The sequence below is a fragment of the Alistipes intestinihominis genome, from assembly GCF_040095975.1.
Lineage (GTDB): Bacteria > Bacteroidota > Bacteroidia > Bacteroidales > Rikenellaceae > Alistipes > Alistipes senegalensis.
The window spans coordinates 88,039-113,019 of sequence record NZ_JBBMFL010000013.1 but is presented as its reverse complement, the minus strand read 5'-3'; the positions used below and the strand labels follow the sequence as shown (position 1 = coordinate 113,019).

26 protein-coding genes, 1 tRNA gene and 2 pseudogenes are annotated in these 24,981 nt (G+C 51.1%); 12 read left to right on the top strand and 17 right to left on the bottom strand.

The window, feature by feature from the left end:
• The first annotated feature begins 144 nt into the window (after positions 1–144).
• Complete coding sequence (locus WMO46_RS11320; RefSeq protein WP_349094396.1) at positions 145–951, top strand: tyrosine-type recombinase/integrase; 807 nt, start codon at positions 145–147, stop codon at positions 949–951.
• A 55-nt stretch (positions 952–1,006) separates the two neighbouring features.
• On the opposite strand, the gene mobV is transcribed toward WMO46_RS11320, so the two are convergent.
• The 10 genes and pseudogenes from mobV to WMO46_RS11270 all read right to left on the bottom strand — a co-directional run bounded on the left by mobV (position 1,007) and on the right by WMO46_RS11270 (position 10,858).
• Positions 1,007–2,557, bottom strand: a complete 1,551-nt coding sequence (gene mobV / locus WMO46_RS11315) for a MobV family relaxase (RefSeq protein ID WP_349094395.1) — start codon at positions 2,555–2,557, stop codon at positions 1,007–1,009.
• Positions 2,558–2,707: 150 nt separating this feature from the next.
• A complete protein-coding gene (locus tag WMO46_RS11310; RefSeq protein ID WP_349094394.1) occupies positions 2,708–3,736 on the bottom strand; it encodes a DUF6371 domain-containing protein in 1,029 nt (342 codons plus the stop codon).
• Positions 3,729–5,228: pseudogene (locus WMO46_RS11305) on the bottom strand (DUF3987 domain-containing protein). The gene WMO46_RS11310 and the pseudogene WMO46_RS11305 overlap by 8 nt, the downstream one beginning before the upstream one ends.
• Positions 5,221–5,553, bottom strand: coding sequence for a MerR family transcriptional regulator (locus tag WMO46_RS11300; protein WP_009317663.1), 333 nt, complete (start codon positions 5,551–5,553; stop codon positions 5,221–5,223). Before WMO46_RS11300 ends, WMO46_RS11305 begins: the two are co-directional and overlap by 8 nt.
• Before the next feature lie 248 nt (positions 5,554–5,801).
• The gene (locus WMO46_RS11295) at positions 5,802–6,479 is read right to left on the bottom strand and encodes a hypothetical protein (protein ID WP_349094393.1); all 678 of its coding nucleotides are present in this window, start codon (positions 6,477–6,479) and stop codon (positions 5,802–5,804) included.
• A gap of 23 nt (positions 6,480–6,502) precedes the next feature.
• A complete protein-coding gene (locus WMO46_RS11290) occupies positions 6,503–7,858 on the bottom strand; it encodes a tyrosine-type recombinase/integrase (protein ID WP_349094392.1) in 1,356 nt (451 codons plus the stop codon).
• A gap of 278 nt (positions 7,859–8,136) precedes the next feature.
• A complete protein-coding gene (locus WMO46_RS11285; RefSeq protein WP_019150042.1) occupies positions 8,137–8,358 on the bottom strand; it encodes a DUF2795 domain-containing protein in 222 nt (73 codons plus the stop codon).
• Between the two features lie 162 nt (positions 8,359–8,520).
• The gene (locus tag WMO46_RS11280) at positions 8,521–9,072 is read right to left on the bottom strand and encodes a cob(I)yrinic acid a,c-diamide adenosyltransferase (protein WP_129650153.1); all 552 of its coding nucleotides are present in this window, start codon (positions 9,070–9,072) and stop codon (positions 8,521–8,523) included.
• The gene (locus WMO46_RS11275) at positions 9,069–9,581 is read right to left on the bottom strand and encodes a hypothetical protein (protein ID WP_129650155.1); all 513 of its coding nucleotides are present in this window, start codon (positions 9,579–9,581) and stop codon (positions 9,069–9,071) included. The genes WMO46_RS11280 and WMO46_RS11275 overlap by 4 nt, the downstream gene beginning before the upstream one ends.
• Before the next feature lie 5 nt (positions 9,582–9,586).
• On the bottom strand, positions 9,587–10,858 hold the full coding sequence (locus tag WMO46_RS11270) for a BaiN/RdsA family NAD(P)/FAD-dependent oxidoreductase (RefSeq protein WP_129650157.1): 1,272 nt from the start codon (positions 10,856–10,858) through the stop codon (positions 9,587–9,589).
• 92 nt (positions 10,859–10,950) lie between these two features.
• Here WMO46_RS11270 and WMO46_RS11265 point away from each other — a divergent pair, with 92 nt between their 5' ends.
• The 5 genes from WMO46_RS11265 (at position 10,951) to WMO46_RS11245 (ending at position 13,344) form a co-directional block, all read left to right on the top strand.
• Positions 10,951–11,889, top strand: coding sequence for a transcription antitermination protein NusB (locus tag WMO46_RS11265; RefSeq protein ID WP_129650159.1), 939 nt, complete (start codon positions 10,951–10,953; stop codon positions 11,887–11,889).
• A 12-nt stretch (positions 11,890–11,901) separates the two neighbouring features.
• On the top strand, positions 11,902–12,315 hold the full coding sequence (locus WMO46_RS11260) for a DUF1573 domain-containing protein (protein ID WP_129650161.1): 414 nt from the start codon (positions 11,902–11,904) through the stop codon (positions 12,313–12,315).
• Between the two features lie 76 nt (positions 12,316–12,391).
• Positions 12,392–12,712, top strand: coding sequence for a preprotein translocase subunit YajC (yajC, locus tag WMO46_RS11255; RefSeq protein ID WP_044118595.1), 321 nt, complete (start codon positions 12,392–12,394; stop codon positions 12,710–12,712).
• Positions 12,713–12,785: 73 nt separating this feature from the next.
• Positions 12,786–13,034 carry a TIGR03905 family TSCPD domain-containing protein gene (locus WMO46_RS11250; protein ID WP_019150035.1) on the top strand — a complete coding sequence of 83 codons (249 nt, stop codon included), beginning with the start codon at positions 12,786–12,788 and terminating at the stop codon, positions 13,032–13,034.
• Positions 13,035–13,086: 52 nt separating this feature from the next.
• Positions 13,087–13,344, top strand: coding sequence for a GlsB/YeaQ/YmgE family stress response membrane protein (locus WMO46_RS11245; protein ID WP_019150034.1), 258 nt, complete (start codon positions 13,087–13,089; stop codon positions 13,342–13,344).
• Positions 13,345–13,531: 187 nt separating this feature from the next.
• On the opposite strand, the gene WMO46_RS11240 is transcribed toward WMO46_RS11245, so the two are convergent.
• Positions 13,532–13,602, bottom strand: a tRNA-Gln gene (locus WMO46_RS11240).
• Positions 13,603–13,745: 143 nt separating this feature from the next.
• Here WMO46_RS11240 and nhaD point away from each other — a divergent pair.
• Positions 13,746–15,092, top strand: coding sequence for a sodium:proton antiporter NhaD (gene nhaD, locus WMO46_RS11235; protein WP_349094391.1), 1,347 nt, complete (start codon positions 13,746–13,748; stop codon positions 15,090–15,092).
• 37 nt (positions 15,093–15,129) lie between these two features.
• Here nhaD and WMO46_RS11230 read toward each other — a convergent pair whose 3' ends face one another.
• Both WMO46_RS11230 and WMO46_RS11225 read right to left on the bottom strand, forming a co-directional pair.
• On the bottom strand, positions 15,130–15,957 hold the full coding sequence (locus tag WMO46_RS11230; RefSeq protein WP_349094390.1) for a VanW family protein: 828 nt from the start codon (positions 15,955–15,957) through the stop codon (positions 15,130–15,132).
• Between the two features lie 2 nt (positions 15,958–15,959).
• Positions 15,960–16,334, bottom strand: a complete 375-nt coding sequence (locus WMO46_RS11225) for a thioesterase family protein (RefSeq protein WP_349094389.1) — start codon at positions 16,332–16,334, stop codon at positions 15,960–15,962.
• A 160-nt stretch (positions 16,335–16,494) separates the two neighbouring features.
• Here WMO46_RS11225 and WMO46_RS11220 point away from each other — a divergent pair, with 160 nt between their 5' ends.
• Positions 16,495–17,073, top strand: coding sequence for a DUF4294 domain-containing protein (locus WMO46_RS11220; RefSeq protein ID WP_019150030.1), 579 nt, complete (start codon positions 16,495–16,497; stop codon positions 17,071–17,073).
• 85 nt (positions 17,074–17,158) lie between these two features.
• Positions 17,159–18,490 carry a signal recognition particle protein gene (ffh, locus tag WMO46_RS11215; protein WP_349094388.1) on the top strand — a complete coding sequence of 444 codons (1,332 nt, stop codon included), beginning with the start codon at positions 17,159–17,161 and terminating at the stop codon, positions 18,488–18,490.
• Between the two features lie 335 nt (positions 18,491–18,825).
• Here the strand turns inward: ffh and WMO46_RS11210 are convergent, their stop codons facing one another.
• Entirely contained in the window at positions 18,826–19,041 is a 216-nt protein-coding gene (locus WMO46_RS11210) for a hypothetical protein (protein WP_129650169.1), read from the bottom strand.
• A gap of 269 nt (positions 19,042–19,310) precedes the next feature.
• On the opposite strand from WMO46_RS11210, the gene WMO46_RS11205 reads away from it, so the two are divergent.
• Positions 19,311–19,895, top strand: a complete 585-nt coding sequence (locus tag WMO46_RS11205) for a hypothetical protein (protein ID WP_349094387.1) — start codon at positions 19,311–19,313, stop codon at positions 19,893–19,895.
• Positions 19,896–20,061: 166 nt separating this feature from the next.
• On the opposite strand, the gene WMO46_RS11200 is transcribed toward WMO46_RS11205, so the two are convergent.
• The 3 genes and pseudogenes from WMO46_RS11200 to WMO46_RS11190 all read right to left on the bottom strand — a co-directional run bounded on the left by WMO46_RS11200 (position 20,062) and on the right by WMO46_RS11190 (position 21,583).
• Positions 20,062–20,373, bottom strand: coding sequence for a hypothetical protein (locus WMO46_RS11200; protein WP_129650173.1), 312 nt, complete (start codon positions 20,371–20,373; stop codon positions 20,062–20,064).
• Positions 20,339–20,674 (bottom strand): hypothetical protein, encoded by a 336-nt coding sequence (locus WMO46_RS11195; protein WP_242493073.1) that lies wholly within the window; start codon positions 20,672–20,674, stop codon positions 20,339–20,341. Before WMO46_RS11195 ends, WMO46_RS11200 begins: the two co-directional genes overlap by 35 nt.
• Before the next feature lie 29 nt (positions 20,675–20,703).
• Positions 20,704–21,583: pseudogene (locus WMO46_RS11190) on the bottom strand (IS1595 family transposase).
• Between the two features lie 478 nt (positions 21,584–22,061).
• On the opposite strand from WMO46_RS11190, the gene era reads away from it, so the two are divergent.
• Positions 22,062–22,943 (top strand): GTPase Era, encoded by an 882-nt coding sequence (gene era, locus WMO46_RS11180; protein ID WP_019150026.1) that lies wholly within the window; start codon positions 22,062–22,064, stop codon positions 22,941–22,943.
• Positions 22,944–22,989: 46 nt separating this feature from the next.
• Positions 22,990–24,978: a tetratricopeptide repeat protein gene (locus WMO46_RS11175; protein ID WP_129650179.1), complete on the top strand. Its 1,989-nt coding sequence runs from the start codon at positions 22,990–22,992 to the stop codon at positions 24,976–24,978.
• The last annotated feature ends 3 nt before the right edge of the window (positions 24,979–24,981 follow it).

Sequence of the window (24,981 nt, the reverse complement as noted above, 5' to 3'; positions counted from 1 at the left end):
TACTTGGAATTGCAAACGGAATCTCCTCGTCAATGCACTTCTCCTCCCCTGTGGCGAGAAACTTCTCATAATAGGAACTCAAAACACTAACCACTCTCTACATTATTAGTGATAACAATTTGTTTAACTAATAATGTAAAGAATATGAACAACGAAGATTTTGAATTGTATTTGCGTCAGGAAAATATGGCGGAAAATACCATCAATGCTTATCTTTATGCCATTAAAGAGTATTATTCTAGGCATAGAGAATTGAATAAGCGCAATTTGCTTATATACAAAACTTATCTAATCGAGACCTTCAAGCCGAAGACTGTAAATTTACGCATACAGGCCATGAATAAGTATCTTGATTGTATTAAAAAGCCTCGTTTGCGATTAAAATCAGTCAAGGTGCAACAGCGTTCATATTTGGAAAATGTGATTAGTAACGCTGATTATATATTCCTGAAGAATAAACTTAGAAAGGAAGATAATCTGGCATGGTATTTTGTAATACGTTTCCTCGCTGCGACAGGTGCAAGAATCAGTGAATTGATACAAATAAAGGTAGAACATGTTCAGATTGGGTACTACGATATTTACACCAAAGGCGGCAAAATACGCCGAATTTACATTCCAAAGACATTACGCAAAGAAACAGTCGAATGGTTAATCAAGACCAATCGTACAAGTGGTTATCTTTTCCTCAATCGTTTCGGAGAGCGTATCACTACAAGAGGTATTGCCCAGCAGTTGAAGAACTATGCTGTGAAGTACGGACTAAATAAAAAGGTCGTTTACCCTCACTCGTTTCGCCACCGTTTCGCAAAGAATTTTCTAGAAAAATTTAATGACCTATCTTTACTTGCTGATTTAATGGGACATGAAAGTATAGAAACTACCCGTATATATTTGCGTCGCAGTAGTGCAGAGCAACAAGAAATTGTTGATAAGATTATAACTTGGTAGGACAACGAACCAGAGTATTGTCTTTTAGCGAAGACAGTACTCTGCTTCATTTTTGCTATCTCTTTCTTTGTCCATTTCTTTTTGTTGTAGCAAGCCTTGAAGCGTATAGCAGACACCTCCTCCTATACGCCTCTTCCTCTTCATCCGGCCTGCGATCATCCCAACGAAGGTCGGAGTCGGAATTGCCGCCACCTCCGCTACCGGAAGAGATTGCAGCGGGCATTCCTCCGGCAAAAGCATCGGCGATGGCAAATATCTTTAAGCGGAGAGAAGGGTTTGCAAACTGGTCAAGCATTGTTTCCAATGTAGATTTCAGGTCATAATTATTTTCGATAAGCGTTTTGACATCTTTTCGTAGTTGGTATAATTCTCTGTAATCCGCCAGGACATTGCGTTGGGTGGCTTCGACCTGTCGGGCTGCATCATTTCTGTATAGAGATTCTATCTTGCAGATAACCTCGGTGAACTGCTTGGCGATAAGTCTATTCTGACGTTCCACCCATTTGTCCGTGCCGAACAGGGGTACTTTCTCTGTAATTTGCGGTGGCGTGAAATCAACCTTGTGGTTACGAAATGGCTGTATAACAGAACTGGCCTTCGCCGCATCCTTTGTTATCTGTTCCAGTTCCTGCTCCTTTGCATGGAGTTTATTGGATTTGTCTTCAAGTTTTTCCTGATACTCGACAATGAGTTTCTGTATGCCCGTCTTCTGCGCTTCATACCTGTCAAGAGTTATCTTGCCGGAGGCGAGAGCTTCATCGATTTCTTTAAGCCGGTTCCTCCCTGCAAGCATTTCCCGTTCAAGTTTTCGTATCATTGTCTGAAGTCCCTTGACTGCTTTCTCCGCCTGTTTTGCCTCTTTAGCCAATTTGCGGATATAGTCTCGCTTGTGCAAATGCTGAACATTGCGCCCCTCAATACTATCACCACGTTCCAGTCCGTACTTGCTACCTACCTCTTCATAAAGTGAGGTATGCATTTCCCGAAGAATATGGCCATACTCATAACGGCTCTTACCGAACTTAGCCGACCACATGACACATTCACGTCCACTTTTGGAACGTTGTCCGACAGGAACGATCAAGGCATGGATATGCGGGCTGCTCTCATCGAGGTGAACCTGGAAGCCGATTATATTTTCCTGTCCGTATCGCCTGGCGCACCAGTCATAGATATCTTTTGCCCATTGTTCAATTTCCGGACATCGTTGGAGATGGCTGTTATCTGCACCCTTGTCCAGATTTACGGTTTGGGTTCCAAATGCCATCTCAAGTGTACGGTCATGATTGCCTCCGAAGATAAATTTCGCAAAACAATTCGGTTGAATCTTACTGTCCGGCTTGAAAGGCTTCCAACCCAACTCGGCCAGTCGTTCCTGTAAACGGACTTCAAGCGATTTCTCTTGATAGCCTAACGGATGAACTTTCCCATCGGGCCCAATCTCGAAATTCAACTTCATTCTGGTCTTGTCATAGTGATTAGTCAGATCCTGATTCTTTCTGTCAATCTTGTCGTCATTCCAACGTCGTTCGTTCTCATTCGCCTCTGCTGTGCCGAACGACTTTCCGGCTTCAACATGCATGGCCTGTTTAATATCTGTGTTCATATTGGGTATTCTTTTGATAAATGATTAATATTTGAGCTTGCTCTTTTGCCAGTCCGCTCTACGGGACAATGACCGGATTTTATTGCCACCAGGCAAAAAGTCCTTATTGCGTTATGGACTTTCTATAAATCCACGGAACAAGTCCCTTTACTATTCAATAAGTTCCAGATCCAGTTCATCAATGAGTAACTGCAATGCAGGATTACGTTGTATCATCTGGTGGAGTATCTGCCTCTTTGATGGTGAATACAGAAAGAAGTCTGCAATGTCCAATCCTTGACTGCGTTGCTCTTCATCGGATGTACATTCCAAAACATTGGACACAACAACCCGTTTGCATATTCCAGACAACAAAGCAGACTTTTCTTTCCATTGTTCGGTTACTCCTAAATCAGGGATGAGAGTAACCTCCCTGCCTTTGAGAACCTGCATAGCTTCACTATTGAAACAACCGTTCTTTCCACCTGTTGCCAGCCATATATAATCGGGGATAAAATGGCTCATTACAACGGCGGCCTTTTCGCTTTCCACCAGCATTACCGGAGATGATGAATTTTTCAGAAGATGTTCCCCATACAGGCACTGCTTCAAATGGAAATCCTGCAATTTTAATTCAGAGTGCGCCCAACTGACAAAAGCCTGAGGTTCTTTAACCCGGTGTCCTGTCTCCGCATTATAGCACATTACCTTACCAGTCCTTACCTGTCCATTTATATCTATCTGCCAGAAAACCGCTGCGCCTCCCCACTTTGAAGACGTCCCGATGCAATACATCTCAAACAATCTGGTTGCCTCATCTTCACCAAATACATGGCAGAAATATTGATACAAAGGGTTAATAGAATAATGCGACTGGCTTCTTAACAGAGAAGATAAAGGAATATACGAAGGGGCAATACATACGGATGTTTTATCTACCGTCTTATAATGAGCAGAAAGGAGTGACTTGTTAGATTCTTTATTCATTTCCAACACATCAGGATTATCCTTGAAGTATTCCTTAGGTGTGTAATGATAGCCACAACTGTTCTCGTGATCACACTTGCCGACATTACCGGGAAAGCTAATGCTGCCTTGTTCATCAATATACCTGACAAAACACCGGCTTTTACCACAGTTCGGACAAGTAGTCTTGCTTCCAGGACGGTATTTCTGTAAATGGAATCTGTATTCACTCATGGCCCTCTGATTTTAGTGTGGTTGCACTCTGCACTTTTGCACTTTGAGAAGATTGCACGGTATCTTGACAAGATGAAAGTGCAATAGTGCAAGGTGCATCAGTATTTTCTGTCATAAGTTTGCGATAGACCCCATGCTGAAGCTTTTCTATAAGAGGGTGCTTAAGCCGGCATAATTGATCAAGCGCATAATAGACGGTACGTCGGGACATATCAACTTTTCTACCGGCAATAACAGCATCTCCGGAAGTGAACCGATCTTCCAACAGAGAAAGCCACGCTTCCTTAGTTTCGCCGATACTGTTTATGACAATGGTTTCCTGAATCCTCCGGTATGTTTCCTCGTAATAATCAATCATACGGATTGCCGATTCTACGGAGTCCCGCTCAACATATTGCATATCTCCACTATCAGTAGCCCATTTCATTACCTGAAACAACAGGGCAAGACGAGCTACATGCCCATTGAGTTTCATCTTGCGGCTTTCAACATCCGCATCATCCTCAATGGCATTTACAGCATCGATAATTTCATTGTACCATTCATAAAAGTATTCTTCCGCATCATCAGACATTGTAAGGATACGGGGATTGACCGTTGTACCCTTGTCATCAAGAATACAAGGGATACTGAAAATTCTGTTGATTATTGTCCTCCATTGATTCATGATGTCAGGACGGACTGTATTCCGTTCTTCCCGTCTCCATCCGGATATCTTCCTGTTTTTGGGGTAGACAAACAGAAAACGGTCAAGCAATCCGTTGGCAAGGAACTCTGCACGGAAGACTTCCTGCAGCATATTCGTCTGTACTGAACCGATGACATTTATACATGGATTCTTGATTAGAACAGGACGTGATTCTGATTTGCGGATAATCTTTAACGGCTGTCAGCTATAGGCTGTCAGCAGATCTTCAATGAGATTGTTCTTGCTGTTGTACCTTTTGACGGAATTGAACAAAGCCAGAATTTCATCGACTACCAATGTTATCCCACGCTGATTATGCTGATGAATATTCATCATTGCCTCTGGAGTAGAATCATAAATGACAGTCGTTACAAAATGCGGTTTCTTAAGCAACTGTTCTTCCCCGTCACTTCCGTGCTTGCCTGCTGACATGGCTCTTTCATATTCGTCATATTCCTCGTTATATTTCTCATGCAGCCGGTCATCATACTCATTAATAGGCTTATATATAAAACCGAGGGGAGGAGTCTTACCAAGCCCGGGACGACCGACCAACATCATATAAAGGGATGGGCAAGTTTTCCACTCGCCCTTTATACGGATATGACAAGAGTTGCCTATTGCAGTAGCAACAGCGGAAAGAATAATAGACGCAGTATATTCCACATTGAAATTTTCGTATCTGGCAAGATTGAGGATAATCTCCTGTATCTTGTCCGGAAAGGCATCCAACGGAAGACCTGTTTCCGGAATGCCTTCTACTTCCGAACGAAGCATATTGGTCAAATGAATGGTGTCAAACATAGCCACCTCCTTCTTGTTGCGGGAGCTCATCACCAATAGCGAAAGCTTCATAATGGAAACGGCGCAGAAAGCGGTCCACGTCTTCCTGCGTATACCAGTATTTATCACCTTCACGCGAGTAGCCGAGATAACCGTTGTCTCGCAACTTTTTAAGATACTTATCTTTGATGTTCAACTTCTCCATCAAAGACTTGTTGTCATATAGACGGTGTTCGCCTTGGTGAGCCGGAGGCGGCAGTTTCTCCTGTCTCTCTACTATGCTGAGGATCTTTTCAAGCAGTTCCCTGTCGCATAGTTTCTTTTCTCCATTTAATTTTTGAGCCATAGTATATCGTCGTATTATGGCTTAACCTTCCTTATGCACACTCGGACTGTAAGCCGGGTTTACGTGCTATGATACGACTGTGCACATCGTACCAAAAGCACGGTGCAAAGGTTCAAACTCCTTAGGAATCTTGGTGTTAGAATAAATTAGATAATATGTTAGAGGTCGTGTTAGAGTTGTATATAACACGGAAGTGATGAATTTATAACCTGCTGCTTGTCAAACAAAAAAAAAGAGTAGCACATTGGCTACTCAAATAACTTGTCAATTTTTTCGGATCCTGTGGGCGCAGCTTTGTTTTTTCGAGTATGCCTTGATTGAGTCAGATCTTTCATGTTAAATAACTTATCTAATTCAGTACCCGGAAATAATTCCACCCTGCCAGGCATCCAATATGTCTTCTCATCATATATTGTTTTCTCAGGATAATCTTCGCAATAGATACGTCCGCACATATATGCAAGAAGAACTTTGTTCAAAGTCCACTCATAATGGTCATCGTCGATAATGATATATCCTTCTTCAATGGCTTTATCAAAGATCTTTCTTGCCAATTCAGTATCAAGCCGAGACGGTAAAGTCACTTTATGGTGGTCTGAAACCCTATCTTCTTGCATAGATTCAGTTTCTGCGATTTTCTTTCCCTTAATTCGCTTCTTTTGATGCAAGTCCTCTGCTGCATATATCAGCGTTATTGCACATCCGATAGCGGTACTGATTCCCACAATGACAGCCGTGCCGGTTTCTGTTCCCCAAGATGGACGAAGCACCCCTAAGCCAAGAAGGATGAGGATACCGATAATGGTAGTGAGTCCTACTCCCCAGAATACCTTACGGCTGTTTAACTTGTATATATAGGTTACAGCCAGTACAATAAGGAATCCTGCTATCAGGATACATGCAACTCGAAATGGCAATGATATCATGTTTCTTTATCTTTTCACAGTGATTATATAATCAAGTTGATTAATTCTCCGCTTAGTTTTGCCACCTCTGCCGATAGTGTTTCCGGCAGGAAACGGGCATAAACCTTCTCTGTAATATCCGTGCTGCTATGTCCGAGCAGACGGCTGACTACCGACATGGATAATCCCTTGTTCAGCACAAAAACCGCAAACGAGTGACGGGCTGCGTGCATCGAGAGACTGAACGGAAGGCCGATCTGTTCACCGACAACGGCCAGTGACTGGTTGATGCATTTCGTGGCATTGTTGCGGGCCTTGTACAGTGCCTCCGCATCATCCAGATCCAAAGTCTCTTTTACAAGATTGAACACATATCGGCATCCCTCACGTTTTTCCCGCCATTGCTGTAATATATGTAATGCCGGGTCAGTGAGCGGTATGACATGCCGTTTGTTTGTCTTTATCATAATCTTCCGTAACTCTCTCCTTGCGAAGTCAATATGTTTCCATTGCAGGGTCATCACATCCACTACACGGAGCCCACAGGCATGGAACGCAAAGAAGAACATCTCCAGAAATTCTTTCCTGCGCGGTTCTGTACAGGTCTTGTAATATTCAAGCAATGCCACCATCTGTTCCTTACTTAGACTTTTGCCGTCAAACTCTGCTTCTTCTTCAGAAAGCGATACCTTAGTCACAATGCGCATATCCTGAATCCTTGCATTGACGGCAGGTTTCATCATGCCCATTTCACAGGCGTATGCACATGCTTTTAATATCGGAGTCAGAGAGTGATTGATAGTGGCATCACTGTTCTGCTTGATTTCCCTGCGCCACGATATATAACTGTCTAACAACTCCGGAGTCATATCGCCTACATAAATGCTGTCAGAACGATAGGTTCCCTGTCGGGTAGCCCTCAGGAATGTCTGGAATATATTCATGCAGCTCTTTCCGTTTTCATACCGGCTCCTTCCGATTCTGTTTCTTGCATAGTCTGAAGAAAGACGTTCCAATGTAAACTCCACGAAGTCCTTTCCTTGGTCACGACGTGCAAGCGGTTTGTCCGCAAGAAAGCCGGATACGACATCAACGGTTATCTGATTAGGATGCTTTTCGTTATACTCGGCAAGTAGCGAATCTATACGTTCAACACGTGCCAGTAATAACTGGTTAAGTCGTTTGGATTCACCGCCATGACTTGCACGTATTTCACCCCGTCCCTGATTGCCGTTCTGGTTCCAGTCCGCAACCTTGACAAAGACATTCGTTGTCTTACGGATTACCTGCCTGTTCCAAGTGTATTCCAACTCGACAGGATAGGCTTTTTCCTTGTCAACCACTTTCGGCGTGCGAAGGCGGTATTTGCCTAATGGATATAGTCTTTTCGGTCTTCCCATAAAACTTTTCTGTATTTTAGAACAACATACCTATTACTCTTAACTCATAGAAGAATGAATATATTCAGCCGTGCGCTTAACCCAATCACATACTCATATATTCCTGAGGAGAAACAAAGGTAATGTATTTTAGACAAACAAAACCGGTTTTTTAAGAAGAAAAACCGCAATTTAGACAAACAAACCGCACTATAAAGCACCATAAAACACCAACGCGACAAACAAATTACCTTTGTTCATCGCGTTGATATTTAATTATTTAACTAGTCCGAAGGGCGTCAATATTCCTCCTCGTTGAAGAAAAAGTCGTCTTTCGAAGGATAGTCGGGCCAGATGTCTTCGATGGATTCGTAGATCTCGCCTTCGTCTTCTATCTCCTGCAAGTTCTCGAGCACCTCGAGCGGCGCTCCCGAACGCACCGCGTAGTCGATCAACTCCTCTTTGGTGGCAGGCCAGGGGGCGTCTTCGAGCTTAGAAGCCAGTTCAAGTGTCCAATACATAGTCACAAAGTTTTTAAGTTCCCAAATATCAACCGGTTAAAAGCCCGACAGGGCTCTCGACCCAGTATGACTGATTTGCAAAAGTATAAAAAAATCGAGAAAAACAAAGAAAAAACGACAAAACATCGTTACTGCACACGCATACTTTTGCAAATCAACGATTTAAGGAATCCACAAAACCTCCTTCACCTCATAATGAGCCGTCAGCGTGCGTCCGAGCAGGTAGAAATAGTCCGAAAGACGGTTCAGCCAGACCAGCACCGACGGTTCGACGCCGTATATCGCATCGGCCCGGAGCGCCGCGCGTTCCGAACGCCGGCAGACGGTGCGGCAGACATGGCACAGCGACACGGCAGTATGCCCGCCGGGGATCGTGAATTTGTCGATGGGCTGCAACGCCTCCTGCATGGCGTCGATGCGCCCTTCGAGCCACGTGACGACCGCAGGGTCCAGCGGAGCCACCTTGCCGCGCCCCGACTCGCCCGTCGCCAGCAGGGCTTCGACGGTCATCAGCCGCGAAAGAATGCGGTTCAAATCATCGACGCAAGCCGCCAGCGCGTCGTCCGCACGCAGGTTGTCGGCCAGCAGGGCCGTGAAGGCCGCCAGTTCGTCCACTGAGCCGTAAGCCTCGACCCGCTCGTCGGTCTTGAAGACCCGCTCGCCGCCGATCAGCGAAGTGGTCCCTTTGTCGCCTGTCTTGGTGTATACCTTCATATCCGAAAGTGTTGTTTTGGCAAATGGTTGTTGAAAATCAGCAGGTAGCCGCGGTTATCGACCGTCGTCGAACGGTGCTGCGCAACGATCTGGGCGCACAAAGCCTGCCGCACGCGACCGTCGTAGGGCGACATCACGGCCACGGTGTGTCCCGCTTCGCCCGCCTCGCGCACCAGCGCCAGCGTCTCGGCCCGCGACCTGTCGCGCGTCACCACGCACAACTCCGCATCCGCACGATTCAGGCCAAAGGTCTTGTAACCGCAGTGAATCGCCAGGTTTTGCAGCTGTCCGGCACGACGCCGAGATACGCCCGCAGCCGTCAGGGAGTCGTAAACCATCCGGTCGCCCGGAAGCAGCCCGTCGTGCATGAACACCTCGCGCACGATGTCGTAGACGAACGGCGAATGCACCCCGTGCCCGCGGAAATAACGGGCGCGGGAGAGCCGATTGCGCAGCTCTGCGACCCGTCCGGAGAGCCGGAGCGAAAGAGGATAGCGGCCGAGCCTCATGGTACCTATTTCTTGAGCATACCGGCCAGACGCCCCGTCGAAAAGGCGATCTGGAGGTTGTAACCGCCCGTGTTGGCATCGAGGTCGAGCACCTCGCCGGCGAAATAGAGCCCCCTGACCTTCAGCGACTCCATCGTATAGGGATTCACCTCGTCGCACCGCACGCCGCCGGCCGTCGTGACGGCGTATTCGAACGGCGCATAATCCGTGATCGGGAAGGTCAGCCCCTTGAGCGTCCGCACGAGGCGCGTGATCTGCTCTTCGGTGAGTTTGCCGACATAGCATTTCGAATGGATGTCCATCTCCTGCGCCAGCGGCATCACCAGCGGTTTGGGGACCAGCTTGCGCAGCAGTTCGCCGAAGAACTCCGTCGGTTCCAGCTCGGCCAGCTCGCGGGCGATGCGGTCGCGCAAAACCTCCTCCGTAAGCGCGGGTTTCAGGTCGAGCGTCAGCTTCACCCGCCGGCCGTCGATCAGGGCGTCCACCGCATCGCGGCTCATGCGCAGCGCCACGGCGCCCTCGATGCCGCGGTCGGAAAAGCCGATCTCGCCGAACTCCTCGCGCACGGGTTCATTGTCTATATATAAGGTGGCGCGCACGTTGCGCAACAACACCTTGTCGAGGTAACGGATCTGGGCGTGCGACGAAACGAGCGGCGTCAGCGACGGGCGCAGCGGCTCGATCGTATGGCCCAGGTCGGCGGCGAAGGCATAGCCGTCGCCCGTCGATCCGGTCGCGGGATACGACACGCCGCCCGTGGCGAGGATCACCTGCGCGCACTCCTCCTTGCGTTCGAAACCCCGCTTGTTGATATATTTCACGCCGAAGACCCGGTTTCCGAGGGTCATGATCTCCGTGACGCGCGTGTCGTAGATGATCTTGACGCCGTTTTCGAAGCAGTATTCCAGCAGGGCGTTGGCGATGTCCCACGCCTTGCCGCTCTTGGGGAAAACCCGCTCGCCGCGCTCGATTTCGAGCTTCACGCCCGCGCGTTCGAAAAACCGGATCGTCGCACGGTTGTTGAACTCGGCGAACGCCTGCGCGAAAAAGCCGGCGTTGGTGCGCACCTGCTCCGCAAACTCCTCGGCAGGCCGGGCGTTGGTGACGTTGCAGCGGCCTTTGCCGGTGATGCGGACCTTGCGGCCCGACTTCTCCATCTTTTCGATCAGCAGCACACGGCGCCCGTTGCGCGCCGCGGTGCCTGCGGCCATCATGCCCGCGGCGCCCGCCCCGACGACGATAACGTCATACGGCTGTCTTTCTTCCATTTGTTCCATACGGGTGCAAAGATAGGGATTTATTTCTTTCATTCCGGAAAAAAATTCCTATCTTTGCGGCCGTTGAAACCGTTCCAATCGTTCTAAAAGATATGTTGAGCAGAAGATTACTTCGTATAAAGGTCGTCAAGGCGCTGTTCGCCCACCTCAAGTCGGGCGCCGACAACATGATCGCGTCGGAAAAGACGCTCATGGCATCCGTGGACAAAGCCTACGACCTCTATTTCCAGATACTGACCCTTCCCGTGGAGATCGCGCGCTATGCCGAACAGCGTCAGGAACTGGCCAAGCAGAAGAAACTGCCGACATTCGAGGACCTCAACCCCAACACCAAATTCGTGGACAACGCCGTGATCCGCACCATCGCCAACAGCGACGCGGTGAACGACCATATCGCCGCCCGCAAGCTGGGATGGGCGAAATACCCCGAGCTGATCCGCACGCTCTACACGCAGCTCACCGAGAGCGACTATTACAAGGATTACATGCAGCGCGAAGAGCGCCCGTTCGACGAAGACAAAAAACTGCTGGAGGATTTCTTCAAGGAGCTCCAGAGCTGCGAGGCGCTGGACGACGTGCTGGAAGAGATGTCGATCCTGTGGAGCGACGACCTCCCCTATATCATCATGATGATCCTGCGCACGCTGTCGGGACTGCGCGTGTCGCACACCGAACTGCGGGTTCCCCCGAAATTCAAGAGCGACGAGGACCCGGCGTTCGTCAAGACGCTGTTCGAAAAGTCGCTGGTCAACTACTCGGTCTATCAGGACTACATCGAAAAGTTCACCTCGAACTGGGATGTCGAGCGCATCGTCTTCATGGACAACCTCATCATCGGCACGGCGATGGCTGAGCTGACCTCGTTCCCGTCGATCCCCGTGAAGGTGACGCTCGACGAGTGGATCGAGATCTCGAAATACTACTCCACCCCCGGCAGCAGCACCTTCATCAACGGCGTGCTGGACAAGATCGTCGAGTCGCTCACCGCCGAGGGAAGCATCAAGAAAGCGGGCCGCGGCCTGATCGAATAACCCCTTTCAGCTATGTTCCGCGCGTTGGCCATCCTCGTCCCGGCCCTCCTGACGGCAGCCTGCGGCACACGGCCTCAGACGACCGAACGCAAAGGCCGAATCATCGCGCTTACGGATTCGGTTCTCACCGCGGGAGGCACCGACACCGTGCGTTTCGGACGCCTCGGCTCGGGCGAGATCGCCCAGCTACGGATCTGGCTGGCCAACGACGCGAGCCGTCCGGTGGCCGTCGCCTCCTACCGCCGCAGCTGCGGATGCACGTCCCTCGAATTTGATTCCCAGCCCATTGCGCCGGGAAACGCCCGGCAAGTGACGCTCACTTTCGATTCGCGCGGCGAATGGGGCTGGCAGCTCAAGACTTTGGACATCTCGCTGGCAGGCGCACAGCAACCCCTGCGGCTGTTAGTGGAAGCGGACATAAAATAAATCCTTGTTTATTCGGCAATAATTCGTACCTTTATGCCGTTCACTGAAATAAACACTTAAAAACAGAATAACAATTATGATCAATTTTCTTCAGGGTGCGCCCATAGAACCCCAGCCGGGTTTCATGCAGCAGTACAGTTTCATCATTATGATCGGCCTCATGGTGCTGGTTCTCTGGCTCTTCATGTGGCGTCCCGAGGCCAAGCGCCGCAAGCAGATGCAGGAGTTCCGCAACGGTCTGAAAAAGGGTGACAAGATCATCACCGCCGGCGGTATCTACGGCGTCGTAAAGGAGATCAAGGAGACCACACTGCTGATCGAGGTTGACGGCAACGTCACGCTGCGCATCGACAAGAACATGGTCGTAGCCGACAATTCGGACCTCCAGCGCCAATAGGAGTCGCCGACATATCACGAAGAGCTGCAATGCCTTGCAGCTCTTTTCGTTTCTTTCGTCACACGGATAGCTTATGATACGGAAAATAACCCACGCCTGCGAGGGAACCTGCTCGCGGCAGATCGAGATCGAAGTGGAGGACGGCATCGTCCGCAGCGTCGCATTCACGGGCGGCTGTCACGGCAATCAGCAGGGCATTGCGGCGCTCGTGCGGGGAATGAAGGCCGCGGAGGCCGTGGCCCGGCTCGAAGGCATCGACTGCCGGGGCCGGGGCACCTCGTGTCCCGATCAGCTGGCAAAAGCGCTGAAAAAGGCTTTGTGAACGGTTCGGGAACGAATTTTGCAGCGGGTCGTGCGTTCTAAAACGCACGACTATGTATTTTCTATGGTATTTGCTCCTCGGCCTGGCGGCCGGATGGATCGCCAACCTGATCGTCAAGGGAGGCAGCTCGGGACTCTTCGTCAATCTGATCGTCGGACTTATCGGCGGCGTACTGGGAGGCTGGATATTCTCGCTTTTCGGATGGGTGCCCGTAGGCACGCTGGGCAGCCTGGCCACGGCCGTCATCGGCTCGGTCGTCCTGCTGTGGATCGCGGCGCTCGTCTCGCACCGCAAGGTACGCGAACAGTGATTTCATGTTGCGGCGCACGCCTTCGACGCAACACGCGCCGTTTCGACCGGCAGCGCAATGACCCTGTGCCGAAACTCCTTCGGAGATACGATAAAAACGGATGCGGTAACCTGCGCAAACGCATTACCGCATCCATTTTTATTGAGCCTTGCGGCTTTTGCCGCAGCGTCTATTGCCGCTGCGGTCGTTGAGCTGCCGGGATTCGAACCCAGAACGACAGAACCAAAATCTGCTGTGTTACCATTACACCACAGCTCAAACATTCGCTCGAAAGCGACGGCAAAGATATACAAAAAATCGCAAATTCCAATCCAAAAAACAAAAAATGCCCCTTCCGGCAACTCCGGCCTCCGGTATTTTATTAACTTTGCAATTATCGGAACTTCAATGATGCGCACAGAATGATAACGACAATGATTCTGCTCTTCGTGGTGGGCTATCTGTTCATCGCGCTCGAACACAAGACGAAAATCGACAAATCGGCCGTCGCGCTGCTCATGGCGGGAGCCATCTGGACCGTTTTCAGCCTCCTGGGCAACGACCCCGAAATCCAGCACGAACTGGTCGATCAGCTGGGCGACACCTGCGAGATACTGGTCTTCCTGATCGGCGCCATGACCATCGTGGACCTGATCGACAGCTACGAGGGATTCGGCGTCATCACCGACCACATCACCACGCGCAACAAGCGCAAGCTGATGTGGCTGCTCGCAATCATCACCTTCTTCATGTCGGCCGCGCTGGACAACATGACCACCACGATCATCATGGTCATGCTGCTGCGGCGGCTGATCGCCAACAAAAAGGAGCGGTGGATTTTCGCCGGCGTGATCGTCATCGCCGCCAACAGCGGCGGCGCCTGGTCGCCCATCGGCGACGTGACGACCATCATGCTGTGGATGCGCGGCAACGTCACGGCCGGAAATCTGATCGCCGCCCTCTTCCTGCCGTGCCTGGTGTCGGTGATCATCCCCACGGCCATCGCCAGCCGCTACGTCGCCGACAGGCCGGCGGCTCCGGTCGGCGCCAAGGCCCTCGCAACAGGATGTCCCGAGTGTATCGGGCCGCGTCTGCGCAAGTTCATCCTCGTCGTGGGCGTGCTGAGCCTGCTGTTCGTGCCGGTCTTCAAGAGCCTCACCGGACTGCCGCCCTACATGGGCATGATGGTTTCGCTGGGATTCATGTGGATACTGACCGAGATCATCTACGACCGCAAACGCAGTATCCGCAACATGGAGGAGTCGATCCAGCCGCGCGTGGCGAAGGTGCTGAAACACATCGACATGCCGACGATCCTCTTCTTCCTCGGCATCCTGATGGCCGTAGGAGCCCTGCAAACCGGAGGCGTGCTGACCGACATGGCCGACTGGCTGGACAAGAGCGTACACGAGGTGTTCACCATCGCAGGGGCCATCGGCCTGCTCTCGTCGGTGGTGGACAACGTGCCGCTGGTGGCCGCCTGCATGGGCATGTATCCCGTAGCCGACGCCGCAGCGGTGGCCGCGAGCGCCGATCCGGCCTTCGCGCAGAACTTCGTGCAGGACGGACTGTTCTGGCACCTGCTGACCTACTGCGCCGGCGTGGGCGGAAGCCTGCTGATCATCGGTTCGGCGGCGGGCGTCGTGGCGATGGGGCTCGAAAAGATCTCGTTCGGATGGTATCTCAAACGCATCTCGCTGCTGGCCCTGGCCGGTTATGCGGCGGGCATCGCGGTGATCTGGCTCGAACACCTGATCGTCAGACTTTAGGCGAAAAAGAGCGGGGCTGCGGCCCCGCTTCTTCGTTTCACGGCTTTCCGGACGTTTCGGAGAGGAACGGCGAATACATCATCAATGCGTCGTTGCGGGTAATGTACTGCACATCCACACAGCGGCCCTTGGTGTCGTAAACCTCGCGGAAAAGTTCGTTGTGGCGACTGTAACCGCCCCACCATTCGTTCTTCATGCAGTGGCCGCGCTCGACGACGCGGTAGGCGAACTCAGGACGCCGGTCGGCCCGCCACTCCCCTTCGAGGCACTCCTCACCCACGGTGACGTGGAGCCGGAAAGTAGTCTGCGTGTCGTTGCGGATCATCAGGTCGCGGTAGGGATAGACACACGTGGCTCCGCTGCCGAAAGGCTGCGTGCGGCCGCTGTCGGGAAACACGTCATAGGAGTGGCGGTAACGTTCCACGACGGTCAGAGGCGTGTGGAGCGTCATCCAGAAGATCAGGTTCGACAGCTGGCACAAGCCTCCCCCGACGCCCGGACGGAAGGTTCCGCAGAAGAGGACGATGCCGTCGAGATACCCTTTGCGGCGCGTCGGACGCCCGATCAGCCGCCAATAGCTGAACGTTTCGCCGGGACGCAGAACCACGCCGTCGAGACATGCGGCGGCCAGGCGGAGGTTGACGATCTTGTTGTACTGGTATTGCATGTCCACGTCTTTCAGCTTGCGCAGAAGCGGCGTGCGGTGGCGAAAATGCAGGTGGGGACACCCCGGAGCCGAGGCTTTCCGGGCGAAGCGAAGTCCGCCGAAGTACCACGTTCCATAGCGCAGGAACGTATACCAAAGGCGGCCGCACCAAAGGCGCAGCCGCGAACGTTTCAGCGGTCGGGGCGTGGACTGATCCACGGTCAGCCGAGTTTGGCCATGAACCTCGCGCGGTCCACGACGTAACGGATGTGGATGCCCTCGCCGATCATCCCCTCGGCGTCGCGGGCCCCGACGTTGAAGGTCAGCTTGCGGCCCTCGACCTCGGTCAGCACGGCCGTGGCGGTGATCTCCGCCCCGAGCCCCGAGGGTTTGATGTGCGTGACGTTCATCTCGGCGCCGACGGTGGTCGAGCCTTCGGGCAGCTCGGAAGCCACGGCCGTCATCGCGGCGTTCTCCATCAGCGCCACCATCGCGGGCGTGGCGAATACGTCGAGGTCGCCCGACCCCATCGCGGCGGCCGTATTGCCCGGGACCACGGTCGCGGCGCTGCGGGCGGAAAGTCCTTTTTCAAGCATAATAATCGTTTTACGGGTTTCGTTTTTGCGATAAATAATTACCTTTGTCGCAAAGATGGTGCAAGCCGGGAGCAGAGCCAAATCTATTTGAGCCATGCCGAGGCGACGCCTATCCAAGCGAAAGTTTATCTTTCGCAAAGGTACGATTTTTCCGCCGACAATGAAAAAATGGCTGTTTCTGCTCGCTGTCCTATGCGTCGCCGCGCTCCCCGAGGCGCAGGCGCAGGGCGGGCGCGGCTTCTGGCATCAGGAGTGGACGGTCGAGAGGGGCGATTCGATCCCGCTGGTCCACATCCTGCCGGTCTATGTCTTCAGCCGTCCGGTGGACCTGCGGCGCTACCGCCGGCTGGTGGACGCCGTGAAGAAGGTCTACCCCATTGCCAAAATCGCCCGGGCCAAGATGGCGACGATGGAGGCGGAGCTCACGCGCCTGCCGACCAAGAAGGCGCAGAAAGAGTATATCAAGCAGGTTTACCACGAGATCAAGGAGGAGTACACCCCCGTGCTGAAACGCATGACCCGCACGCAGGGCCGCGTGCTGCTGAAACTCATCGACCGCGAAACGGAATACACGGCCTACGAGGTGCTGAAGGAGTTCCGGGGCGGCTTCGTGGCGGGATTCTGGCAGGGCGTCTCGAAAATCTTCGGCCAGGACCTCAAGTCGCAGTACGACAAGGACGGCGAGGACCGGATGATCGAACAGATCGTCATTTATTACGAAGCCGGGCTGCTGCGGTGACTCCCGGCCGAAAGTTACAACGCAAATTTGCGGCATTTGCCCGTTTTTTATTACCTTTGTTCCCCGAAACAAGCCATAAACAACCATGTTTGAAAATTTAACGGACAAACTCGAACGGTCGTTCAAAATCCTCAAGGGCGAGGCCCGCATCTCCGAAATCAACATCGCGGAGACGCTCAAAGAGATTCGCCGCGCGCTGATCGACGCCGATGTCAACTATAAGGTCGCCAAGAGCTTCACCGACGAGGTGAAACAGAAGGCGCTGGGCCAGAACGTGCTCAAAGCCGTCAAACCGGGGCAGATGATGACCAAGATCGTGCGCGACGAGCTGGCTCAGCTGATGGGCGGCACGGCCACGGACATCCGGCTGGAGGGCACGCCGGCCGTGATCCTGATCGCGGGTCTGCAAGGTTCGGGTAAGACCACCTTCTCGGGCAAGCTGGCCGCGATGCTCAAAAGCAAGAAGGGCCGTCAGGTGCTGCTGGTGGCCGGCGACGTTTACCGTCCCGCGGCCATCGACCAGCTGAAAGTGCTGGGCGAACAGATCGGCGTGGAGGTCTACACCGAGGAGGGCAACATGAATCCGGTGCAGATCGCCGAAAACGGCATCCGGTACGCCCGTCAGCACAACTGCAACGTGGTGATCGTCGATACGGCGGGACGACTGGCCGTGGACGAGGCGATGATGCAGGAGATCACGGCCATCAAGGCCGCCGTGAAACCGTCCGAAACGCTCTTCGTGGTGGACGCCATGACGGGTCAGGACGCCGTGAACACCGCCCGGGAGTTCAACGAACGGCTGGATTTCGACGGCGTGGTCCTCACGAAACTCGACGGCGACACCCGCGGCGGTGCGGCCATCTCGATCCGTTCGGTGGTCGATAAGCCCCTCAAATTCATTTCGAGCGGCGAGAAGATGGACGCCCTGCAAGTGTTCCACCCCGAGCGCATGGCCGACCGTATTCTGGGCATGGGCGACGTTGTGTCGCTCGTGGAGCGTGCGCAGGAGCAGTTCGACGAGGAGGAGGCCCGCAAGCTGAAAAAGAAGCTGGTCAAGAACCAGTTCGACTTCAACGACTTCATCTCGCAGATTCAGCAGATCAAGAAGATGGGCAACCTCAAAGACCTGGCTTCGATGATTCCGGGCGTGGGCAAGATGCTCAAAAACGTGGACATTCCGGACGACGTGTTCAAGCAGACCGAGGCGATCATCTCGTCGATGACCCCTGCGGAGCGCGAGCATCCCGAGATCATCAACGCCCGCCGCCGCGAACGCATCGCCAAGGGTTCGGGTACGACGATGGCCGACGTGAACCGCCTGATGAAGCAGTTCGAGGACACGCGCAAGATGATGAAGACCGTCGCCGGCGGCAATCTGAAGATGCCCAAAATGCCGGGCGGCATGATGCGGCGGTAAATCCGGATTACATCGAATTCAAAAAAAGGAGTACCCGACAAGTACTCTTTTTTTATGTCTTCTCTAAACCGTTCAGTTCTCTCTATCGCAATTATACGTTATTCACACCAACAGTAATTTTAATCCCCGGAAATTTTCTACATTTGTGTAAACAATAATTGTAGCTATGGAAGAAATCCGAACCGAAGACGTTGTTTGTCTTACTTTTGATAAAAACAAAAGATTCATTGTAGAAAAAGTGGACCCATATAGTTCTACAATATTAGTATCTTATTTTAGTGACTATCATCAGAAACTTGTTAGCTGTAAAATCGAAAAACGCTATATTACAAAAGTTAAGGCCGATAACGAAGCGCATCGACAATGATCTTGTTGACATAATAGCTTTTTATTTCTTTTTCATCAAAAGAAAGGGAAGTTCCATAAGGAGCGGTAAGTTTCTTGGAGTTTCTGAATACAGGAACTCCAAGAAAATAAGTTGTGGTTACCAATTCCGAGAATTTTTCGTTTACCTCAATAAATTGAGTTTTCTTTTCAACTAATGCTTTCATAATTTTTTGAATTTTAATTTAGTTTTGTAAATTTGCTGTGACATATTAGAATAGCGAACGCTATTGTTTTTGGGTGAGAGAAAACGACCAATTTAATCATAAGCCCCGAAGAACAATAAGTGGTACGCTCGCGTTTTGCGTGGGCTTATACTTATTTGGGGCTTTGGCGCTTGGTCGTGCCACTCTCACCGATAAGAAGCCCACGCAATTTTTGTGTGCAAAAACAATAGCTTGGGAAAGACATTGTTTAACCTCAAATACACACAAAAATGAAAAAGAAAATTACGGTAATGTTAGCAACCCTTTTCTTGGGTGGAATTAGTGTGATGAACCCGGTACAAATTGTATGCGCTGGTACGTTATCGCAACAGGACAATGCCAATACTGCGGACAAAGAACCGCAAACCGCGGCTGAGAAACGTAAAGCAATGCTTACTCCTGAATTTTATACAAAATTCTTAGGAGCCTATTTTTTCACCATTTCTACCATAGAAAAAGAATTTGAAGTTAAACCCGTGCGTATTGTAGGATTGACATTTTTCTATGATTTCGGGACTTGCTTCGTTGGTATGGAAGCTAACAAAGAGGGCGTTGTAACACAAATGACGCTAAGGTTGTATGCCGACAAAGCTGTGGAGTTTATACAAAAGGCTATTGATTACGGCTATAAGTATATCTCCGACGGCAAGGAAGTAAACGTGCGTACTGAATCCGATATACTTTCCGATGTTTATGCGTTTAAGGTAAAGCGTTACCGTAAAAAAACCGAACACGGTAACGTCTATTTAGAAGTCTCTACAAATAAGGAGAACATTAATGAATACGCAATAGCAATTTATAGAAGTGCTAAGTAATTTGTTGTGCAATGAACGGCTGTATAAATGTATTCTTGTTCGTGCTATTTATCGTACTACTGTTTTTCGGGCCGGTAGGTTGGATTATAGCAGTTGTCTTATTGATAATAATGTTGCAAAACAGTAAGAAATGATTGAGAACGGAGCTACATTTAGTAGCTCCGTTTTATTTGATTTTTGATTTGGAAATATATTCTCGTTTCATTGTCTCCATCACTTCAAGGTGCATTAGGTATTCTTCGAAATCATTAATAGATAAATCAGTATCTTTTAACGATATTTTTATCATTTCTCTCGTAAGAATTGCCTTGTTAGGAATACGAACGTATTTATCTGGTTGGTCTGGTTTTGTAAGTTCGGTATAGTCCAAGATCATTTCTATTTTCATTTTTCCAACATAATCGTTGAGCATTAGAAAATCAATAAAAATGTCTGTGGCAAACTCAGATTGTTTTTTCGGCTCTTGGAAGTTCGACATCTACGGATATGATTAAGGGTTCAATAATCGTTACTTCGAATATACGCTCGGTTTCTTGTAACATATATTCGTCTGTAAAGATAGGAGGAATTGCGGAATTTTCCGAAATTTCCCATCCCCAATTTTTCATATTTTGGTATGCAAGCCGATTTTGTAAATCACGAAGTAGTATTTTCTTAAATTTCTCTACTACTTCCGAAACACTATTCCCGAATGCACAAAAATTATTCGTTGCCGGACAATAACTTGCATAGGTGTCCCATCTCGCAGGTTCCGGGTGACGGAACACCACGAGTTTCACAGAAACTCTCATAATATTTTTAGATTAAATTAAACGATGTCCGCGTATTTTACACGGATATTATTTCTATGAACTATTTTCCTGAATTTTGTCTCCGGTAGATTATCGCGTGTGTTATAGTTAAACTCAAATTCTGCGCAATACTTACCCAAATGTTTTTTACTTGGTCGATGATAAGTACCTAATAAAGTTCGTTTCAAATGAGACCATGCTCCCTCAATGGTATTTGTATGCACCTGACCGCGGACATATTCCTTTCGCTTGTGTTTAACAACCTTGTGTGTATAATCATCACGCAATTTATTGTAAGCTGGCCATTCATCACTCATTATGCAGGAACCCGGTGTAACTTTCCTACGGATGATTGGGTCGAGTGTTTTTCGCTTTGCGTTCTCCACTGGTGTAACCGTGATGTTACCCTTACGTTCAACGGCTCCAAACACAGCTGACTTTTCAGCGCCACGACCACGTTTCCCTTTGTGGCGACCACCCACATAGGTTTCATCACATTCCACAATGCCTTGCAGTTGTTTTTCCACTGCGTGGCAGTGCGAAAGGCGGATTTTGTGTAGTAAATGCCATGCTGTACACTGCGTTACACCAATAATTTTTGCCAATTCGCAACTGGAAATACCTTTCTTTGACGCTGATAATAGGTAAAAAGTCAAAAGCCACTTCTGCAACGGTATGTTGGAGCCTTCATAAATAGTGCCCGTTGTCACCTGAAACTGTTTTTGACAATGGGCACATTTGAATAGTTTGCCGTTTTTATACCGAATAAATCTTTTGTTGATTTCCGCAGTATGGGCACGTCGGTACATTATTCCATAACTCTTGTTCGAGAAATTTTCGGCATGCTTGGTCGTCAGGGAACTGTTTATTAAAGTATAACAAGGTAAATTTTGGCATATTTCACTATGTTTTATAATGCAAGATAGTGAAAATCTTCGACTTATCCAAATTTATCTATGATTTAGCTTAGGTGTGAATAACGTATAATTGCGTAACGAGAATAACGACAATAAATGTTTCTTTCATTTTCATTTTTTTGAACCTATTCTTCATATAAGACCATAAAAAAACGCGGACAAAATCTGTTCATCCGCCTTCGAGGTCTTGGACTACCTAATAGTAAGATGAAAGAAATGCCCGCGCCGTAAAACAGCACGAGCATCAACTTTAATTCCTTACTATCGCCGAAAGTGTCCAAGTTTCGAAGGCAAGAAGAAAAGCCGATGCGCTTATATATGTCGTTGCCGCCGTGGCGGCATTAAAAATCAAAAGTTTCTACCGTTCCATAGGCAGCCCGATTTTGGTATATTGTTGAGCAAATATAGGATAAATTCGATAAAAAACCTATCTTTGTTGCTCAAAACAGCATATTCCAATGCACAAATCGGGCTTCGTAAATATCATCGGCAATCCCAACGTGGGCAAATCGACGCTGATGAACGCACTGGTCGGCGAACGGCTTTCGATCATCACCTCCAAGGCGCAGACCACGCGCCACCGCATCATGGGCATCGTCTCGGGGGAGGATTTCCAGATCGTCTACTCCGACACGCCGGGCATCCTGAAACCCTCGTACAAGTTGCAGGAGTCGATGATGAAGTTCGTGACCGGGGCCGTGACCGACGCCGACGTGATCCTCTACGTGACGGACACGGTCGAACGGAGCGACCGCTCGGCCGAGATCATCGAACGCATCAGCCGGAGCGGCATCCCGACGATCGTGGTCATCAACAAGATCGACCTTTCGACGCCCGAAGCATTGGACGCGCTGGTGGAGAGATGGCAGGCGGAGATTCCCGGAGCGCGGATCGTCCCGGTGTCGGCCAAGGAGAACTTCAATGTCGAGGGGCTTTTCAGAACCATCCTCGAACTGCTGCCCGAAGGCCCGGCGTTCTACCCCAAAGATACGCTCACGGACAAGACCCTGCGCTTCTTCGCCTCGGAGATCATCCGCGAGAAGATCCTCAAATTCTACGACAAGGAGATCCCCTACTGCTGCGAGATCGAGATCGAGAGCTACAAGGAGGAGCCGGCCATCGACCGCATCGCGGCGACGATCTACGTGGCCCGCGACTCGCAGAAAGGCATCCTGATCGGCCACAAGGGCGAGAAACTCAAGAGAGTGGGACAGACGGCCCGCGAGGATATGGAACAGTTCCTCGGCAAGAAAGTCTTCCTGCAACTCTTCGTCAAGGTCAGCGACGACTGGCGCAACGACGAACGCCAGCTGCGCCGTTTCGGATACGAACAGGAATAATAAATCGAACGGAAAGGCCGTTAAAAAAGCAAACGAAAATTCGGACATGCGGAAATTCATCTTCGGAATCATACTGGGAGCCGCCCTGCTGTGCGGCATGAAGGCGCGCGCACAGTACAACCGGGAGTATTTCTTCTGGATGGGCCGTTCGTCGATGATGAACAACGACTACCAGGAGGCCATCCGCACCCTGAACACCCTGTTGCGATTCGACGAGGACGCCTTCGAAGGCTATTTCCTGCGCGGCATCGCCAAATACAACCTCGACGACCTGCTGGGCGCCGAAGCCGATTTCTCGACCGCCATCCGGCTGAATCCCGTCTACACCCAGGCATACACCTACCGCGCCATCACCCGCTCGCGGCTGGGCAACTACGACGACGCCTTGCAGGATTTCCGCGAAGCGATCGAATTGCGCCCCGACCTGCCCGGCCCCTATTACAGCCGCGGCGTGACGCGCCTGCTGAACCAGCAGTTCAAGGAGGCCATCGAGGATTTCGACAAGTTCATCCGCCAGGAGAACAAGGTCGCCGACGCCTTCATCTGCCGGGGCCTCAGCTACCTGCATCTGAAAGACACCACGCGGGCCTACGAGAATTTCAACACCGCGATCCGCACCAACCGCGAAAATCCCAACGGCTACAACCGCCGCGGATCGCTGCACCTGCAACAGGAGCAGTACAAGGAGGCCGAAGCGGATTTCAACAAGGCCATTTCGTGCGACTCCACCTATCTGCTCTCCTATTTCAACCGCGCGCTGGTCTACAACGCCACCAACCGCCCGATGCAGGCGCTCGCGGATTTCGACAAGGTGATCCAGCTGGATTCGACCAACTCGCTGACCTATTTCAACCGCGCCATGCTGCGCACGCAGATCGGCGACTACAACCGCGCTTTGGAGGATTACGACAAGGTGGCGCTCTACTCGCCCAACAACGTGCTGGTCTACTACAACCGGGCGGGCGTCTACGCCCAGCTGGGCGAGATCGAGCAGGCCGTGGCGGACTATACGTCGGCCATCAAGCTCTATCCCGACTTCGCCAACGCCTACATCTACCGCGGACGCCTGCGCGAATACCTGAACGACCCGCAGGGCGCCAAGTCCGACCGCGCGATCGCCCAGCAAAAGATCGCCGAATACCGTTCGCGCCTGAGCGACAGCACCTATTCGATCTACGCCGACACCACGCAGCGCTTCGACCGCCTGCTGTCGTTCGACAGCAAGTTCGCGGGCGGCAGCTTCGACCGCATCACGGGCCACAACGGCGGCCGCGAGGAGATGCGCCTCCTGCCGCTGTTCAAGTTCACGCTGATGCGCGCCGACTCCCTGCCGGCCGTCAAACCCTACCACCTGCAACGCGTGGAGGATTTCCGCAAGCGCATCGACAACGAGTACCTCACCCTCTCGTGCCGCGAAAGCAACATCCCGGCCGACTCGCTCGTACTGCTCGACAAACAGTACGTACAGGAGCTCAATGCGAGCAACCCCTCGTGGACGGTGCTCTTCGAGCGCGGCGTCACGCAGTCGCTCATCAAGCAGTACACCAACTCGGTGAACACCTATTCGTCGGCCATCGAGCTCAATCCGTCGAACCCGTTCCTCTATCTGAACCGCTCGACGACACGCGCCGAGATGATCGACTTCATCTCGTCGATCGACAATTCGTACCAGCGGATCACGATCGACTCGGACCCCGCCAACCGGCTGAACAACAATTCGAAACGCACGTACAGCTACGACGAGGCCGTAGCCGACCTGAACAAGGCCGTCAAGCTCTTCCCCGATTTCGCCCACGCCTACTACAACCGCGCCAACCTGCTGGCCCTTTCGGGCAGTCTGCCGGAGGCTTACGAGGACTATTCGAAAGCCATCGAGCTGAACCCCGCATTCGCCGAGGCGTACTACAACCGCGGTATCATCCAGATATTCATGAAAGACACCCGCAAGGGCTGTCTCGACATCTCGAAGGCCGGCGAACTGGGCATCCTCGAAGCCTACGAGGTGCTGAAACGCTACGCACAGCCGGAAAACTAACTC

Coding starts and splice junctions, on each gene's coding strand:
- WMO46_RS11320 (WP_349094396.1), top strand. CDS start 145: ATGAACAACGAAGATTTTGAATTGTATTTGCGTCAGGAAAATATGGCG.
- mobV (WP_349094395.1), bottom strand. CDS start 2,557: ATGAACACAGATATTAAACAGGCCATGCATGTTGAAGCCGGAAAGTCG.
- WMO46_RS11310 (WP_349094394.1), bottom strand. CDS start 3,736: ATGAGTGAATACAGATTCCATTTACAGAAATACCGTCCTGGAAGCAAG.
- WMO46_RS11300 (WP_009317663.1), bottom strand. CDS start 5,553: ATGGCTCAAAAATTAAATGGAGAAAAGAAACTATGCGACAGGGAACTG.
- WMO46_RS11295 (WP_349094393.1), bottom strand. CDS start 6,479: ATGATATCATTGCCATTTCGAGTTGCATGTATCCTGATAGCAGGATTC.
- WMO46_RS11290 (WP_349094392.1), bottom strand. CDS start 7,858: ATGGGAAGACCGAAAAGACTATATCCATTAGGCAAATACCGCCTTCGC.
- WMO46_RS11285 (WP_019150042.1), bottom strand. CDS start 8,358: ATGTATTGGACACTTGAACTGGCTTCTAAGCTCGAAGACGCCCCCTGG.
- WMO46_RS11280 (WP_129650153.1), bottom strand. CDS start 9,072: ATGAAGGTATACACCAAGACAGGCGACAAAGGGACCACTTCGCTGATC.
- WMO46_RS11275 (WP_129650155.1), bottom strand. CDS start 9,581: ATGAGGCTCGGCCGCTATCCTCTTTCGCTCCGGCTCTCCGGACGGGTC.
- WMO46_RS11270 (WP_129650157.1), bottom strand. CDS start 10,858: ATGGAACAAATGGAAGAAAGACAGCCGTATGACGTTATCGTCGTCGGG.
- WMO46_RS11265 (WP_129650159.1), top strand. CDS start 10,951: ATGTTGAGCAGAAGATTACTTCGTATAAAGGTCGTCAAGGCGCTGTTC.
- WMO46_RS11260 (WP_129650161.1), top strand. CDS start 11,902: ATGTTCCGCGCGTTGGCCATCCTCGTCCCGGCCCTCCTGACGGCAGCC.
- yajC (WP_044118595.1), top strand. CDS start 12,392: ATGATCAATTTTCTTCAGGGTGCGCCCATAGAACCCCAGCCGGGTTTC.
- WMO46_RS11250 (WP_019150035.1), top strand. CDS start 12,786: ATGATACGGAAAATAACCCACGCCTGCGAGGGAACCTGCTCGCGGCAG.
- WMO46_RS11245 (WP_019150034.1), top strand. CDS start 13,087: ATGTATTTTCTATGGTATTTGCTCCTCGGCCTGGCGGCCGGATGGATC.
- nhaD (WP_349094391.1), top strand. CDS start 13,746: ATGATAACGACAATGATTCTGCTCTTCGTGGTGGGCTATCTGTTCATC.
- WMO46_RS11225 (WP_349094389.1), bottom strand. CDS start 16,334: ATGCTTGAAAAAGGACTTTCCGCCCGCAGCGCCGCGACCGTGGTCCCG.
- WMO46_RS11220 (WP_019150030.1), top strand. CDS start 16,495: ATGAAAAAATGGCTGTTTCTGCTCGCTGTCCTATGCGTCGCCGCGCTC.
- ffh (WP_349094388.1), top strand. CDS start 17,159: ATGTTTGAAAATTTAACGGACAAACTCGAACGGTCGTTCAAAATCCTC.
- WMO46_RS11210 (WP_129650169.1), bottom strand. CDS start 19,041: ATGAAAGCATTAGTTGAAAAGAAAACTCAATTTATTGAGGTAAACGAA.
- WMO46_RS11205 (WP_349094387.1), top strand. CDS start 19,311: ATGAAAAAGAAAATTACGGTAATGTTAGCAACCCTTTTCTTGGGTGGA.
- WMO46_RS11200 (WP_129650173.1), bottom strand. CDS start 20,373: ATGTCGAACTTCCAAGAGCCGAAAAAACAATCTGAGTTTGCCACAGAC.
- era (WP_019150026.1), top strand. CDS start 22,062: ATGCACAAATCGGGCTTCGTAAATATCATCGGCAATCCCAACGTGGGC.
- WMO46_RS11175 (WP_129650179.1), top strand. CDS start 22,990: ATGCGGAAATTCATCTTCGGAATCATACTGGGAGCCGCCCTGCTGTGC.